Here is a 13420-nt window from a genome sequence, read left to right as displayed (position 1 = left end):
CGAGACGGCGGCTACGGCCCGAACGAGTTTATAAGCGGCTCGCCCGCCTCGTGACGATCATTTATAAGCGATCCGCCGCCTCGGCGCAGTTGTTCATACGGGCCGCTCGCGCCTTCCGACGGGGTTTAAATACCGTCCCGACGGCCCGCGGCGGCATTTCCCACTTACAGCATCTCGACCGCGTCGTCCACCGAGAGGTCGCCGCGCTCGACCGCGCCGACGATCTCGCGGACGTCCTCGTCGCCGTCGTCCGCGTCCTCGACGGCGATCTCGTCGAGCGTCACCTTCTTCGATCCGCCGGTGAACTCCGCGAAATCCGTTCCGTCGGCGAGCGCGGTCTCTTTTTTCACACGGTAGTTGCCGCCGTCGGTCTGATACAGATCGCCGGGGTGGAAAAAGTACCAGTCCTCCCGGTCGAACCGGACGCCGACGCGGGGTTTCGCGCCGAAGTTCCGCGCGAAGTACACGAGCGCCTCGATCTCCTCGCCGGAGAGGTAGATCGGGTTGCCCGCCGAGGACTTCGCCTCGATCGCGTAGAACGTCTCGCCGTCGCCCGCGAGCACGTCCGGGAGCTCGCGCTCGGTCGCGCTGCCCGAGGCGGGCGCGCGCATGACCGCGAAGCCGGCCTCGTCGAGCTTCGTGACGAGTTCGCGCTCGCGGCGATCGCCCTTCGCGTTCGGATTCGCCATTGGCGAGTCTGGGGGACGCGGCGATTTAAAAGGGGCGATGGGTGTTGGCGGCGATTTCCGGCCGACCCGGCGCTCGTCGGTGAACGCCCCCGATCAGTTCGAGTCGGTCGGCGCGTAGTAGTACTCGCCCGCGTTCTTCTGTTGGCGATCTTTCTGGGAGCCGGGCTTGTTGATTCGGGGGCGACCCGTGCGCTCGTCGCGACGAAACGTCACATCGAGGTTCGCGAGGAAGGTGTTCATCCCCTCGCGCATCCCCATCGGGCGGCCGGCGTGACCGCGCTCGGCGGGCGTCCCCTCGAACACCTGCAGGCGATCCGAGAGCAGGTCGATCATGTAGATGTCGTGGTCGATCACCATCGCGGTCTTGTCGTGGTTCTCGGTGTAGCGGCGAATGGCCCGCGTCGCGAGCACCCGCTGTTCGACGTCGAGGTGCGCGGAGGGCTCGTCGAGGAGGTAGAGGTCGGCTTCCTTCGAGAGACACGCCGCGATGGCGACCCGCTGGCGCTCGCCGCCGGAGAGATCCGAGAGGTTCTGCTCCATGATGCGTTCGAGCTGGAGCGGATTCGCGATCTCGGTGGTCCAATAGGAGGAGCCGAAGTCGTCGGTGATCGACGAGAGGAACGCGTCGACGCGCATCGGCTGATCGATCTCGACGTACTGCGGTTTGTACGAGATGTCGAGGGTCGCATCGAAGCTCCCCTCGTCGGGCTCTAAGCGCCCGGCGAGCAGCTTCGCGAACGTCGACTTGCCGATCCCGTTCGGGCCGACGATGCCCAGCACCTCGTTTTGACGGATCTCGCCGGCGTCGATCTCGAGGCTGAACTCGCCATCGCCGTAGGACTTGGTCATCGCGGGGTACTCGACGAGCGTGTCGCCGTAGCCCTCCGTTCGCGGGGCGTGCTCCTCGAACTCGATCGCTCCCGGCCGGATCCGCATGTTCTCGTTTTCGAGGTAGCCGTGGAGGTACTCGTTGATCCCGCCCTTCGTCGATTTCGGCGGCGTGATGACGCCGAAGACGCCCGGCTCACCGTAGGCGACGTGGAGCGCGTCGGCGAGCAGGTCGAGCACCGCGAGGTCGTGTTCGACGACGAGCATCGAGCGATCGTCCGCCGAGAGCTGCTGGATCAGCCGCGCCGCCGTCACGCGCTGGCCGATATCGAGATACGGCGTGATCTCGTCGAGGAAGTAGAAGTCGGCGTCCCGGACGAGCGTCGCGGCCAAGGCGACGCGCTGGAGTTCGCCGCCGGAGAGCGTGTCGATCGGCTGGTCGATCACCGCCTCGATCTCGAGTCGCTCGACGAGCTCGTCGGCGACGCCGCGTTCGTCGACGCCCGCGAGCAGCTCGCTCGTCTTCCCGTCGAAGGTGTCGGGGATCTTGTCGACGTACTGCGGTTTTCGGGCGACCGTCACGTCGCCGTCTTGGAGGTCTTCGAGGTACTCTTGCAGCGCGGTCCCGCGATACTCCGCCAGCACTTCTTCCCAGTTCGGCTCGTCCTCGAACCGACCGAGGTTCGGCGTGATCTCGTCGGCGAGGATGTGGACGGCGGTCGTCTTCCCGATCCCGTTCGGTCCCAAAATCCCGGTCACCCGCCCCTCCTGAGGGGCGGGCAGCCCGTACAGCGCGAAGCTGTTCTCGCCGTACCGGTGCGTCGGGACCTCGTCGAGTTCCTGCGGGAGGTTGATGATCTCGATCGCGTCGAAGGGACACTTCTCGACGCATATCCCGCAGGTCTCGCCGAGACACAGCTCCTCGGAGATCGAGATCTGGTCGGGGCCGCCCGCGTAGTACTCGTCGTCCCCGTGGCGCTCCTCGCGGGTGACGATGCACTCCTCGCCGGTCCGGTTCGGCGGACAGAAGTTCGCGCATTCGTAGTTACACCGGTCGGGCTGGCAGCGGTCCAGATCGACCACGGCGATGCTGTCGTCGGCCATCAGAAGCTCGCTCCGGTCTCGAGGAGGATCGCCCAGCACACGAACCAGAAGGCGAACGTCATGAACGCGACGTAGAGGTAGTCTTTCGCCCCGAAGTCGTCGGCGTTCAGTTCGAGGCCGACCATCTCGAGGACGCGAAAGAGCGGGAACTGCACGATGACCGCGCTCGCGAGGATGTAGACGGCGAGCGTGTCCTCGGCTCCCGCCGCGACGGTCGTGGAGATGACGGCGGCGATGACGCCGGCAAGACACGCGATCGTCGTGACGGTGACGCCACGGACGTGTGCGGTCCGACGCTCGACCGTATCGGTTGCCATACGTACCGTTGGGCCATCCGTCGTCAAAAGCGGTTCGTTCCCGCGACGCCAGCGTTTCGGACGCTGGTCCGGTTCCATCGACGACGTCCGTCTTCGTGCGACTCCAATATTTATACGCTTGGCGGCCCTTCTGTGGAGTAGAGATGGCCGATTCCGACGGGGAAGCACTCACAGATCTTCCGCCCAGCGCGAAGCTCGTTTATAAAGTACTTGAGTATAACGGTGGGATGACGCAAAAACGCATCGTCGAGGAGTCGATGCTTTCGGCTCGAACCGTCCGCTACGCCCTCGAACGGCTCGAAGCGATCGAGATCGTCTCCGAGGACGTGTACTTCGCCGACGCGCGACAGAACCTCTACGAACTCACCGATACCGGGGAGGTGGCCACCGACGGCACCGCTGACCCCGCCGTTTCGGACGACTGATCGTCGGCTACGTCTCGGTGTCCGCCGCTTCGAGCGGCGGGTACGACTGTCGCTGCCCCGACGTGTTCCGGGCGACTACGCGGGCGATCGCTCCGGATCGCCCGTCAGAGCGGCGCTCGGTCCGTTCCTCGTAGGCGAGGACGGTGAGATCCAGCGTCGCTCGGAGGAGTTCGTTCGCCGCGAATCGGTAGCGGTCACCGCTGGGGCCGCTCGACACCGAATCGGTCGTGCGCAGGTGGTGTTCGGCGAAGAGGATTCCGCCCTCGATCAGCGACGCCTTGATGTCCGACAACCGATCGACTGCGCGGTAGAAACTGATCGTCACGAGGTCGTAGGTGTCGGTCGGGAACTCGTACGTCGGAACGTCCGCCTGCACAGGGTCGAGCCGGTCTTCGACGCCCCGCTCGGCCGCCCGATCGCGCGTGATTTCGAGGCCGACCCGCGACGCGTCGAGCGCGTCGACCCGGTGGCCGCGCTCGGCCAAGAAGACGGCGTTCCGCCCGGTGCCCGCCGCCACGTCGAGCGCGCGGCCCGTCGGGAGCGAATCGACGTAGCGCCGCAACAGCGCCGAGGGTTCCGGCTCTTGGGGGTACTGTCCGCTGCCGAATCGCTCGTCCCAATCGGTCATGTCGGCGGTACGCGCGGCCATCGGTTCAAACCCATCGATCGATCCGACCGTGCGAACCGGCAGCTCGTCGTTCGGAACGGTGGCTCGGGGAACATCCCTCATCACAAGGGGCTCAGAGGGGGTAACTGTCGTCACCGCCACCGGGTCGGATCTTGGCCCCCGAGCGGCTTGAAGGCTCGGTGTTTGCGCTTCGTCCTCGCGTCGTCGCGCGTGTCACGTTCGACGTTCGAACTCACCCACCGTGCTCACGTTTCAGTTCGTCGGCGTACCGGTCGGCGAGCCGCGTCGGCCGCGGCAGTTTGTACTCACCACCGCAGGCGATCACGCACTCGAGCGCCGTCGCCGCCGACAGCCGGTGGCCCGAGGAGACGTAGACCGGGTTGATACGCTTCGACTCCGAATACTGCCGGCTCTGGTAGGCGTAGCCCACGACGGTCCCGTCGGGCGCGGTCATCGAGTCGTCAGCCTCGATCGCTACCCGATCGCCTTCCGCGAGGCCGTCGGTGGGGTCGCGCGGACGCCCACAGAGGAGGTTCTTCGTCACGCCAATCGCGGGCGCGTCGAAACAGCTGCCGACGTGGGTCGCCAGCCCCGCCTCCCGGTAGTGGATCCGGCCGCTGCCGTCGAAGACGAGCAGGTCCGGCTCGACGTCGAGGGTCTCCAGCGCCGCGACGATCGGCTCACCCTCCCGGAAGGCGAGGAGGCCGGGGACGTACGGCATCGAAAGCGGCGTGATGGCGTGGGCGCGAGCGACGACCTCGCCGCCGCGGACGAGGACGACGGCCGACACCGCCCGCTCGCCCAGAAAGGCCTGATCGATCCCCGCGACGAGCGCTTCGCCGTCTCGAATCGCATCGGGCGTGAAGTCGATCGCGTCCTCGAACACCGCGGCCGCCGCGATCTCGCGTTGCAGCGCCTCCATCCCCTCGCGGTCGTCCGGGGCGGTCGGCCGAAATCGGTCGGCACCAACGCGCATCTACGGGAACCGTCCGGGGCCGCCGGGGCCGCCCGGTCCCCCGGGGCCGATGTTCAACTGCCGCGGCCCCCGTCGTATGCGGTCTTTGATTCGGGTGCCGTACCACAGGCCGATCACGAGGCCGGTGAGGTGGGCGAAGTGGGCGACGCCGTCGAGAACCCCGCCGTTCGAGACGAACGCGAAGATCGAGAACGCCGCGAACAGCACCGTCAGCGTCCGGATCGACATCGGGATGACGAAAAACAGCAGCACCTTCAGCTCCGGCGAGGTGATCGCCAGCACGCCCATGATCGCCATGATCGCGCCCGAAGCGCCGAGGACGGCGACCTGTTCGCCGGTCACGAGGGCGACGCCGACCTGGCCGAGCCCCGCGACGATCCCGCTGACGACGAACAGCGCCGCGAACTTCCGGGAGCCGACCTGTCGCTCGACGAGCGGGCCAAAGAAGTACAGCGCGATCGCGTTGAACAGCAGATGCGCCGGGCTGCCGTGTGCGAACACCGAGACGATCCACGTCCAGACGTACTCGGGGTGGGCTGAACTTAAAGTAAATATCGCTTCCCAGATGCTACTACCAAATTGAACGAAAAGGATATTCTGAAGCAGAAACACGACGACCATAATCGCGAGAAAGAGGTAGGTGAGATTGTTCCGGAAGTAGCCGAGTACGCCGCCCGGACCGGTGTTGAGGCCGAGTCGGTCGAGGACGCCCCGCCGACCGGTGTTCCCGAAGCCGCCTCGCCCACCGTCTCCGCCGACCGAGTCGTCGAAACCGCTGTCGAAGACGCCGCTCGGGTCGTTCCAGTTTTCCAGACCGGGGCAGCCGTGGTTCTCCGGCAGCCGGTGGTCGCCGCAGTAGGTGCCGCCGCAGTGGCGGCAGTTGTACGGCATGTTCTCGTCCTTGCCACAGACGTCACACGTCGCCATTGGTTCCCGTACCCGCCGCGCGGGCAAAGTCGTTGGGATGCGCCGTGCCCCCGGTCTCGATCGGTCGCCGTCAGCCGTCGAATCCGGCCCGAACGCGGCGTCTCTCCCCGCGAACGGCTCCCACGAGGCCGTCGCTTCGAAGCCTTTATCAGCGGACTGACCCTCAATCGAGGTACTATGAGTGACAAGCCCGCCTCAATGTACAGGGACATCGACAAGCCCTCGTACACCCGACGGGAGTACATCACGGGCATCCCCGGCTCGAAGGTCGCCCAGTACAAGATGGGCAACTTCGACGCCGAGCCCGACGATTACGAGGTTCAGATCAGCCTCATCGTCGACGAGGAGGTCCAGATCCGCCACGGATCGCTCGAAGCCGCACGGCTCTCGGCGAACCGCCGCATGCTCAAAGAGCTCGGCGAGAACGGCGACTACAAGATGATCCTCCGGAAGTTCCCCCACCAGGTCATCCGGGAGAACAAGCAGGCGACCGGCGCGGGCGCGGACCGTGTCTCGGACGGGATGCGGCAGGCGTTCGGCAAGATCGTCGGCACGGCCGCCCGAATCCCGCGTGACGACCGCCTATTTACCATCTGGTGTCACCCCGAGGACGCCGCGGTCGCGAAGGACTCGCTCCGCCGCGCGTACAACAAGATCTCCCCGCCGTGCACCGTTCGCGTCGAGCGCGGCGAAGACCTGCTCATCGCGTAACGCCCCGATATTTTATGCGGCTCGACGAATCGACGTGGACCGACGCCCGAGACGCCGAAACAGAGCTCGCGCTGTTGCCGGTCGGCAGCACCGAACAGCACGGGCCGCACGCCCCCCTCGGGGTCGATTCACTGACCGCCGAGGCGATCGCCGAGGCGGGCGCGGATCGCTACGCGGCTGACTCCGGCGACGAGCCGGTCGTCGGCCCGACGATCCCCGTCGGGATCGCCGAGGAACACCGCGCCTTCGACGGGACGCTTTGGGTTTCGGAGGACACGTTTCGCAGCTACGTTCGAGAAACCGTCGAGAGTCTCGCCGCTCACGGCTTCGATCGGATCGTCGTCGTCAACGGCCACGGCGGCAACACGGAGGCGATCCGCGAGCTGTGCGCGCGGGTGAGCCGCGACGGCGACGCCTACGCGGCCGGCTACACGTGGTTCGACGCGGTCGACTTCGACGCGTTCGGTCACGCCGGCCCGGCCGAAACCGCCGTAATCCGCCATCTCCACCCGGAACTGATACGCGACGATCGACTCGACGAGGCCGGCGACGGAGCGGCCGACGGCTGGGGCGAGTGGGTCGCCGGCACGAACCTCGCGTACGATTCCGACGAGTTCACTGACAGCGGCGTCGTCGGCGATCCCCGCGACGGCGACGCGGCGCTCGGTGAGGAGCTTCTCGATTCGGCCGCGGCCGAACTCTCGAAGCTTCTGGAAGCCGTCGCCCGTCGCGGGCGCTGACGCGGCGTCGATCGCCGGTCGCCCGCCGCTCGGATTTATATACCATGGCGCGCAACGTTCGAGTATGCGTGTTCTCGTCCCCGTCGATGGTTCCCAACCGTCCGACGATTCGCTCGCGTACGCGCTCGAACAGTTCCCAACGGACGACATCGTCGCGCTCTACGTGATGGATCCGGTCGACGGCACGACCGCCTGGGGCCCCGGAAGCGTCGATAACTGGCTCTCCGCCGCCGAGGAGCGCTCGGAGACCGTCCTCGAGGACGCGACCGCGGTCGCGGCCGATGTGGGCGTCGAACTCGCGACGGATTCGGTCGTCGGCCGCCCGTCGAAGGCGATCGTCGAGTACGCCGCCGAACACGATATCGATCACATCGTCATCGGGAGCCACGGCCGTGCCGGGATCTCCCGCGTCCTCCTCGGGAGCGTCGCCGAGACGGTCGTCAGACGCGCGCCCGTCCCCGTCACCGTGGCTCGCCCGACCGCAGAGTGAGCGTCGGCGTCGGGAGTCGCGTTTATTTCGATGGCCCGTGTAGGCCGTCACATGTACGGGACGATCCTGTTGGCGACCGACGGGAGCGACGACGCCGCGGCCGCGCTCGACCACGCGATCGAGATCGCTCGCTCGACCGGCGCGACGCTGCACGCGATCTCCGTCGTCGAGACGCGAACCGCCTACGACAACGCGATCATCGACCCCGAGGAGGTGCGCGAGAACCTCCGAGCCGACGCTGGAGACGCCGTCGAACGCGCGCAGGCGGCGGCGACCGAGGCGGGCGTCGAGTGTCACACTACCGTCGCCGAGGGGCCGCCGCCAGAGCGCATCCTCGAGGCGATCGACGAGGTCGGGGCGGACGCCGTGATCGTCGGGGCGACCGGTCGATCTGGGTTCAAACGGCTCGTGTTGGGCGGGACGGCCGAGCACCTCCTCGACGCCGCGTCGGTCCCGGTCATCGTCATCGGCGGGACGCTCCCCCACTCCGGCGACACGAGCGGGTGATCCGATGGCGGCTCGCGTCTCCTCGCACGGTTCGGCGGCGTCCCGATGGCGGCCCGCCGAGCGTCGATCGAAACGCATAAACTCGACACCGACCGACGTACGAGCGAGCCGAGGTAGCCTAGCCCGGCCAAGGCGGTAGATTCGAAATCTACTGTCCGAGAGGACACGTGAGTTCAAATCTCACCCTCGGCGCTTTCTCCCCGTTTCTCACGCCAAAAAAGCGATCTCTGTCCGCTGAGCATCCGGTCGTCCCCGACGGCTCCGACCGTGTTCTCGCTCGCGTCTGTGGTGGCCGTCCGATGGCGACGCCGCCTTCCCGATCACTCGCCCTCGAACGCCGGCTCCCGCCCCTCGATCCGCGCGTCGAATCCCTCGCGGTAATCGCGTGTGTCGTCCAGTTCCCGTCCGAGTTCCCGTTCGAACGCGAGTCCGTCCTCGAGCGACCGCTCGAACGCTTCGTCGAGCGCGCGCTTTCCGTGCTGAACCCCAAGCGGCGCGTTCTCACAGAGTCGATCGGCGAACGCCCGCGCGCGGTCGTCGACGGCGTCGGGCGCACAGACCTCGTGGACCAGTCCGCACTCGAGCGCCTCCGACGGCGGAACGTACTCCCCGGTCAGCACGATCTCCTTGGCCTTCGAGAGCCCGACGAGCCGCGGAAGCCGCTGTGTCGCGCCGACGTGCGGAAAGGTGCCGAGTTCGACCTCGGGAACGCCGTAGCTTGCTTCCGAACCGAGCACGCGGAAGTCACAGCCGAGCGTCAACTCGAACGCCCCGGCGACCGCGGCGCGTTTGATCCCGACGACGACGGGCCGTCGGGTCGCTTCGATAGCGTCGATGAGCTCTGAGAGCGCCTCGAGGGGATCGGGAGCGCCGTCGTCCGCCTCGACGCGACGCCGCATGTGCTCTAGATCCATCCCGGCACAGAACACCGGTCCCTCACCGAGAAGCGTGATCGCCCGAACGTCGCCGCGATCGACCGCCTCGAAGGCAGCGATCACGTCCTCGATCAACGGCGCAGTCATCGCGTTTCGCTTCGCCGGCCGCGAGAGGTACACGTCGGCCCTGTGGCCGTCTCTATCGACCGTCGCCAGTCCGGTTCCAACCGTCTCCATACGCTGTCGACGACCCGAAACGGGATCAAAGGCGGGGACGCCTCAGCGCCGCTGTAACTCCGCGAAGCCGATCTGCTCGCCCGGCAACTCCTCCTCGTTGCCCCGGAGGCTGCTCGGCCGAGCCAGCAGGTAGCCGTCCGCGCCGCTGTCGTCCCGCGGATGGGCGTCTTGGACCCACAGCGTCCGCCCGTCGGGACTCGCATCCTCGGCCCACACGCGGGCGACCGCCTTCGAGTCGAACCGCCGCTGCTGGCCTGACTCGACGATCCACGCGCCAACCGCGGCGCTGACTCGCCGTGCGGACGGTTTCGCCGCGACGACGTAGCCGTCTCCCATACGTCTCCGTCGTCGTTGGAGGCGAAAAGCTTTGGTGACGTTCGGTACAACGTTACACGATGACACACGAGGCAACGGTTCACGGCCTCGGGATCAGCGTCGACGACGAGGGGTCGGAGGGAGCGCCGGTCGTCGTCCTGCGGGCGCGGGGACGGGCCCTCCCGATATTCATCAGCGCCGATCAGGCGAAGTCCATCTCGCACGCCGTCGACGGCCGCCCCTTCCAGCGGCCGCTCACGCACGACCTGTTCGTCGAGATGCTGGCCGAGTTCGGCGGGGCGATCGACCGGATCAGAATCGACGGCCTCGCTGACCGGACGTTTCTCGCGAAAATCGACGCCGAACGGTACGTCGACGGGGGGCGGCGCGAGCTCACCTTCGACGCCCGTCCCAGTGACGCCATTGCCCTGGCGCTCAGAGTCGAGTGTCCGATCCTCGTCGACGACGAGGTCATCGACGCGGCCGGCCGGCCGCCGGACGCCTTCGAGGTCCGGTAGCTACCGACTGGCCTCGACGGAGGCCTCCTGTCCCTCCGGCACCGCGATCCACGCGCCGTCGACCGCGGTGTCCGCGATGATGAACGCCGAGCAGCCCTCGCAGTAGTCGTACGCGCCCTGAACGTGTCCGGTCCCCCCACGCTTTCTCACCCCTCCGGTGTCGTTCACCATACCTATATGAATATCCTGGAATAGTAATACTCTTGCGGATTTTGTTCGCTTATGACATTAGATGCGGGTCAGTTGGTCTATATATGTGCCCATATCCGTACTATTTCACTCGAAACCCGACCGGCCGTGTACTCCCGCGATCGTCTCGAGGGGCCATCGGTGCCCGGTGATGAACCGGGGGAAACACCGAGCGGCGGGCGGTGATATCCCCGGCCGGCTCCGGTGACCTCATCACCCGTCGTCGCCGTATCGCTCGGCGGCGGACTCGAACGCCAGTTCGGCATGCTCTTTCGTCCGCCGTCCCTCCGCCGCCGCGATCGCCTCGGGGTCGGGCGTCGCCTCATCGTCGATCCGCGCCCACGACCCGTGGATCTTCGCGTGACACCACCGACACAGCGACACCGTGATCTCGTGAGCGAGTTCTTTGCGGCCGTCGTCGGGGTATTCGAGGTGGTGTTCCTCGAGGAGTGGCCGGCTCTCCTCACCCGTGAGCCGCCGTTCTTCGAGCCCGCACCGCCGACACTCGCGGGCGGTGTCGGTCGCCCGGAACTTCGGGCAGTCGGCCCAATCCCACGCCCCGTGCGGATCGGCCGCGGGACACCGGAGGTCGTCCTCGTGGCGCGTCCGCGCGAACTCGGGGTCGTGATGGCCGTACTCCGCGGCGTACCGACACCGCCCGTCGTCGGTGAGAAAGTCGCACCGCTCGACGAGGTCGTAGGGGTCGTCGACCCCGACCGACGTTCCCCGCGGCGTCTTCTCCATGGGACTTGTTCGGGCCGGCGGCCACCTCAACCTTCTGACGAGCCGCGGCCTCACCGCCCGATACGTCCCGATGACTTTTGCCGTTGCCCGCGGTCACTCAGCCCGTGCGGATCGCTCACGAAACCGCCGACGGGGATCGGACGCTCGCGACCGAGGTCGAGGTCGCCGAGGGGATCGTCTCGCAGGGACTCGGCCTGATGTTCCGGCGGTCGATCCCCGACGAGTACGCGTTGGTGTTCCCGTTTTCGAGCGTCTCGAAGCGCCGGCTGCACATGGTGTGCGTCCCGTTCGACATCGACGCGGTCTGGCTGGTCGACGGCGAGGTCAGCGCGAAAAAGCGGCTGTCGGCGTGGACCGGCCGCGGTCGGGCCGCGGCCGACACCGTGATCGAACTGCCCGCGGGCGCGGCGGCCGACGTCTCCGTCGGCGACGCGCTCCGGATCGAGGGGCGGTGATCGCGCTCGGCGGCGAGCGCGCAATCAGCAGGTTAATGAACGTCCGTGTCGACTGACGACGTACAACCATGCCGAACTCCGATGCGGCAGAGGATAGAGTAAGTCGCCGAGAGGCGGCTGGTCGAGAAATTCGACCGCTCGCCAACTAACGAGGTTTCTACTGTGACGACGCTATTCGGGGATCACCCAGCGACTGCTCCCCTCGAAGACCGTGATGTACAGTTCTTGGACACCACGCTGCGCGACGGCGAACAGGCCCCGGGCATCTCGCTGACGCCCGCCGAGAAGGCCGAGATCGCCATGGCGCTCGACGAGGCGAACGTCGCCGTCATCGAGGCCGGCAGCGCCTGCACCGGCCCGGGCGAGCGCGAGACGATCTCTCGCGTCACCGATCTCGGGCTCGACGCGCGGGTGACGAGCTTCACCCGCGGCGTGAAAAACGATATCGACCTGGCGCTCGACTGCGACGTCGACGGGATCAATCTCGTCGTGCCCGCCAGCGACCGCCACGTCGAGCGGAAAGTGAACACCACCCACGACGAGACCGTCGAGACGACCGTCGAGCTGGTCGAGTACGCCAAGGATCACGGCCTGTGGGTCGAGGTCCTCGGCGAGGACGGCTCCCGCGCCGACCTCGACTTCCTCGAAGAGCTCATGCGCGCGGCCTTCGACGCCGGCGCGGATCGGGTCTGTGCGCCCGACACCGTCGGTCACGCCACGCCCGACCGGATGCTCGAGATCTACGCGCGGCTCTCGAAACTCGGGCCGACCTCGATGCACACCCACGACGATCTCGGGCTCGCGGTCACGAACGCCCTCGTCGGCGTCGCGGCGGGCGCGGACCTCGTCCACGGGACGATCAACGGGATCGGCGAGCGCGCGGGCAATGTCGCCATCGAGGAGGTCGCGATCGCACTCGATCACGGCTACGGCGTCGAGACGGTCGACACCGAGATGCTGTACGACCTCGGCCAGCTCGTCGCCGCGAAGACCGGCGTCCCGCTCGCGCCGAACAAGGCCGTCGTCGGCGAGAACGCCTTCACCCACGAGTCGGGCATCCACACCGACGGGACGCTCAAAGACGACGCGATGTACGAGCCGTACCCGCCCGAGAAGGTCGGCCGCACCCGTCGCCTCGTCCTCGGCAAACACGCCGGCCGCGCCGGCGTCGAGGCCGCCCTCGCCGAGCACGACCTCGAAGCGTCCGAGGACGAACTCGCCGAGATCGTCAGCCGGGTCAAGCGGCTCGGCGACCGGGGCAAGCGCGTCACCGACGCCGATCTGCTCACGATCGCCGAGGAGGTGCAGGGCCGCGAACACGAGCGCCGGGTCGAACTGGTCGACCTGACCGCCGCCTCCGGGAGCGGGACGCCGACCGCATCGGTTCGACTCGAGGTCGATGGCGAGGAGCGCGTCGCCTCGGGCACCGGCAGCGGGCCGGTCGACGCCGCCATCGCGGCGGTCAAGTCCGCGCTCGGGTCGGCCTCGAACGCGCAGCTGGAATCGTATCACGTCGACGCGATCACCGGCGGTACGGACGCCGTCGTCACCGTCGAGGTCGAGATGTCCAGCGGCGACCGGACGGTCACCGTCGCGGCCTCCGATTCGGACATCACGACCGCCTCCGTGCGGGCGATGGTCGACGCGCTCGACCGACTGCTGGCGGACGTCGACACCCCCGTGCTGTCGGACGACTGAGCCGTCGCTCCGTTTCCGCCCCCGCTTTCGCCTCGAACGCGTCACGC

General features: G+C 67.4%; 18 protein-coding genes and 1 tRNA gene. 9 read left to right on the top strand and 10 right to left on the bottom strand.

What is annotated here, in order from left to right:
• Window positions 1-164 precede the first annotated feature (164 nt).
• From hjc to DM868_RS09020, 3 genes are all read right to left on the bottom strand, one after another.
• The gene (hjc, locus tag DM868_RS09030) at window positions 165-689 is read right to left on the bottom strand and encodes a Holliday junction resolvase Hjc (protein WP_137276554.1); all 525 of its coding nucleotides are present in this window, start codon (window positions 687-689) and stop codon (window positions 165-167) included.
• 93 nt (window positions 690-782) lie between these two features.
• Window positions 783-2621, bottom strand: coding sequence for a ribosome biogenesis/translation initiation ATPase RLI (locus DM868_RS09025; RefSeq protein WP_137276553.1), 1839 nt, complete (start codon window positions 2619-2621; stop codon window positions 783-785).
• Complete coding sequence (locus DM868_RS09020) at window positions 2621-2938, bottom strand: EMC6-like membrane protein (RefSeq protein ID WP_137276552.1); 318 nt, start codon at window positions 2936-2938, stop codon at window positions 2621-2623. The genes DM868_RS09025 and DM868_RS09020 overlap by 1 nt, the downstream gene beginning before the upstream one ends.
• A gap of 143 nt (window positions 2939-3081) precedes the next feature.
• Here DM868_RS09020 and DM868_RS09015 point away from each other — a divergent pair, with 143 nt between their 5' ends.
• Window positions 3082-3363, top strand: coding sequence for a helix-turn-helix transcriptional regulator (locus tag DM868_RS09015; RefSeq protein ID WP_137276551.1), 282 nt, complete (start codon window positions 3082-3084; stop codon window positions 3361-3363).
• A gap of 7 nt (window positions 3364-3370) precedes the next feature.
• Here the strand turns inward: DM868_RS09015 and DM868_RS09010 are convergent, their stop codons facing one another.
• From DM868_RS09010 to DM868_RS09000, 3 genes are all read right to left on the bottom strand, one after another.
• Window positions 3371-3991, bottom strand: a complete 621-nt coding sequence (locus tag DM868_RS09010) for a class I SAM-dependent methyltransferase (RefSeq protein ID WP_137276550.1) — start codon at window positions 3989-3991, stop codon at window positions 3371-3373.
• A gap of 232 nt (window positions 3992-4223) precedes the next feature.
• Complete coding sequence (locus DM868_RS09005; protein ID WP_222845517.1) at window positions 4224-4967, bottom strand: endonuclease V; 744 nt, start codon at window positions 4965-4967, stop codon at window positions 4224-4226.
• Window positions 4968-5894, bottom strand: coding sequence for a rhomboid family intramembrane serine protease (locus DM868_RS09000; protein ID WP_137276549.1), 927 nt, complete (start codon window positions 5892-5894; stop codon window positions 4968-4970).
• 177 nt (window positions 5895-6071) lie between these two features.
• On the opposite strand from DM868_RS09000, the gene DM868_RS08995 reads away from it, so the two are divergent.
• The 5 genes from DM868_RS08995 to DM868_RS08975 all read left to right on the top strand — a co-directional run bounded on the left by DM868_RS08995 (window position 6072) and on the right by DM868_RS08975 (window position 8534).
• Window positions 6072-6605: a 50S ribosomal protein L16 gene (locus tag DM868_RS08995; protein ID WP_137276548.1), complete on the top strand. Its 534-nt coding sequence runs from the start codon at window positions 6072-6074 to the stop codon at window positions 6603-6605.
• Between the two features lie 14 nt (window positions 6606-6619).
• Complete coding sequence (locus DM868_RS08990) at window positions 6620-7345, top strand: creatininase family protein (RefSeq protein WP_137276547.1); 726 nt, start codon at window positions 6620-6622, stop codon at window positions 7343-7345.
• 64 nt (window positions 7346-7409) lie between these two features.
• The gene (locus tag DM868_RS08985; protein WP_137276546.1) at window positions 7410-7835 is read left to right on the top strand and encodes a universal stress protein; all 426 of its coding nucleotides are present in this window, start codon (window positions 7410-7412) and stop codon (window positions 7833-7835) included.
• 51 nt (window positions 7836-7886) lie between these two features.
• Window positions 7887-8342 carry a universal stress protein gene (locus DM868_RS08980; RefSeq protein ID WP_170964469.1) on the top strand — a complete coding sequence of 152 codons (456 nt, stop codon included), beginning with the start codon at window positions 7887-7889 and terminating at the stop codon, window positions 8340-8342.
• A 107-nt stretch (window positions 8343-8449) separates the two neighbouring features.
• Window positions 8450-8534 (top strand) — tRNA-Ser (locus DM868_RS08975).
• 128 nt (window positions 8535-8662) lie between these two features.
• On the opposite strand, the gene DM868_RS08970 is transcribed toward DM868_RS08975, so the two are convergent.
• Window positions 8663-9454: an enoyl-CoA hydratase/isomerase family protein gene (locus DM868_RS08970; protein ID WP_137276544.1), complete on the bottom strand. Its 792-nt coding sequence runs from the start codon at window positions 9452-9454 to the stop codon at window positions 8663-8665.
• 42 nt (window positions 9455-9496) lie between these two features.
• Complete coding sequence (locus tag DM868_RS08965) at window positions 9497-9790, bottom strand: hypothetical protein (RefSeq protein WP_187349120.1); 294 nt, start codon at window positions 9788-9790, stop codon at window positions 9497-9499.
• Between the two features lie 59 nt (window positions 9791-9849).
• Between DM868_RS08965 and DM868_RS08960 the strand changes: the two genes are divergently transcribed.
• Window positions 9850-10287, top strand: a complete 438-nt coding sequence (locus DM868_RS08960) for a bifunctional nuclease family protein (RefSeq protein ID WP_137276543.1) — start codon at window positions 9850-9852, stop codon at window positions 10285-10287.
• On the opposite strand, the gene DM868_RS15105 is transcribed toward DM868_RS08960, so the two are convergent.
• Window positions 10288-10458 carry a DUF7556 family protein gene (locus tag DM868_RS15105; RefSeq protein ID WP_170964468.1) on the bottom strand — a complete coding sequence of 57 codons (171 nt, stop codon included), beginning with the start codon at window positions 10456-10458 and terminating at the stop codon, window positions 10288-10290.
• A gap of 231 nt (window positions 10459-10689) precedes the next feature.
• Entirely contained in the window at window positions 10690-11220 is a 531-nt protein-coding gene (locus DM868_RS08955) for a DUF7097 family protein (protein ID WP_137276542.1), read from the bottom strand.
• Between the two features lie 104 nt (window positions 11221-11324).
• Between DM868_RS08955 and DM868_RS08950 the strand changes: the two genes are divergently transcribed.
• Both DM868_RS08950 and DM868_RS08945 read left to right on the top strand, forming a co-directional pair.
• Entirely contained in the window at window positions 11325-11675 is a 351-nt protein-coding gene (locus DM868_RS08950; protein WP_137276541.1) for a DUF192 domain-containing protein, read from the top strand.
• A 162-nt stretch (window positions 11676-11837) separates the two neighbouring features.
• Complete coding sequence (locus DM868_RS08945) at window positions 11838-13373, top strand: (R)-citramalate synthase (RefSeq protein WP_137276540.1); 1536 nt, start codon at window positions 11838-11840, stop codon at window positions 13371-13373.
• Window positions 13374-13420 lie beyond the last annotated feature (47 nt).

This window comes from Natronomonas salsuginis (assembly GCF_005239135.1).
GTDB classification, from domain to species: Archaea; Halobacteriota; Halobacteria; order Halobacteriales; family Haloarculaceae; genus Natronomonas; species Natronomonas salsuginis.
This window is presented reverse-complemented; position numbering and strand designations above follow the sequence as displayed.

Excerpts from the sequence above, each read along its gene's own strand:
- DM868_RS08970 (WP_137276544.1), bottom strand. The coding sequence starts at position 9,454 with ATGGAGACGGTTGGAACCGGACTGGCGACGGTCGATAGAGACGGCCAC.
- DM868_RS09015 (WP_137276551.1), top strand. The coding sequence starts at position 3,082 with ATGGCCGATTCCGACGGGGAAGCACTCACAGATCTTCCGCCCAGCGCG.
- DM868_RS09025 (WP_137276553.1), bottom strand. The coding sequence starts at position 2,621 with ATGGCCGACGACAGCATCGCCGTGGTCGATCTGGACCGCTGCCAGCCC.
- DM868_RS08995 (WP_137276548.1), top strand. The coding sequence starts at position 6,072 with ATGAGTGACAAGCCCGCCTCAATGTACAGGGACATCGACAAGCCCTCG.
- DM868_RS08990 (WP_137276547.1), top strand. The coding sequence starts at position 6,620 with ATGCGGCTCGACGAATCGACGTGGACCGACGCCCGAGACGCCGAAACA.
- DM868_RS09000 (WP_137276549.1), bottom strand. The coding sequence starts at position 5,894 with ATGGCGACGTGTGACGTCTGTGGCAAGGACGAGAACATGCCGTACAAC.
- DM868_RS08955 (WP_137276542.1), bottom strand. The coding sequence starts at position 11,220 with ATGGAGAAGACGCCGCGGGGAACGTCGGTCGGGGTCGACGACCCCTAC.
- DM868_RS08985 (WP_137276546.1), top strand. The coding sequence starts at position 7,410 with ATGCGTGTTCTCGTCCCCGTCGATGGTTCCCAACCGTCCGACGATTCG.
- DM868_RS08965 (WP_187349120.1), bottom strand. The coding sequence starts at position 9,790 with ATGGGAGACGGCTACGTCGTCGCGGCGAAACCGTCCGCACGGCGAGTC.
- hjc (WP_137276554.1), bottom strand. The coding sequence starts at position 689 with ATGGCGAATCCGAACGCGAAGGGCGATCGCCGCGAGCGCGAACTCGTC.
- DM868_RS09020 (WP_137276552.1), bottom strand. The coding sequence starts at position 2,938 with ATGGCAACCGATACGGTCGAGCGTCGGACCGCACACGTCCGTGGCGTC.
- DM868_RS09010 (WP_137276550.1), bottom strand. The coding sequence starts at position 3,991 with ATGACCGATTGGGACGAGCGATTCGGCAGCGGACAGTACCCCCAAGAG.
- DM868_RS15105 (WP_170964468.1), bottom strand. The coding sequence starts at position 10,458 with ATGGTGAACGACACCGGAGGGGTGAGAAAGCGTGGGGGGACCGGACAC.
- DM868_RS09005 (WP_222845517.1), bottom strand. The coding sequence starts at position 4,967 with ATGCGCGTTGGTGCCGACCGATTTCGGCCGACCGCCCCGGACGACCGC.
- DM868_RS08980 (WP_170964469.1), top strand. The coding sequence starts at position 7,887 with ATGTACGGGACGATCCTGTTGGCGACCGACGGGAGCGACGACGCCGCG.
- DM868_RS08960 (WP_137276543.1), top strand. The coding sequence starts at position 9,850 with ATGACACACGAGGCAACGGTTCACGGCCTCGGGATCAGCGTCGACGAC.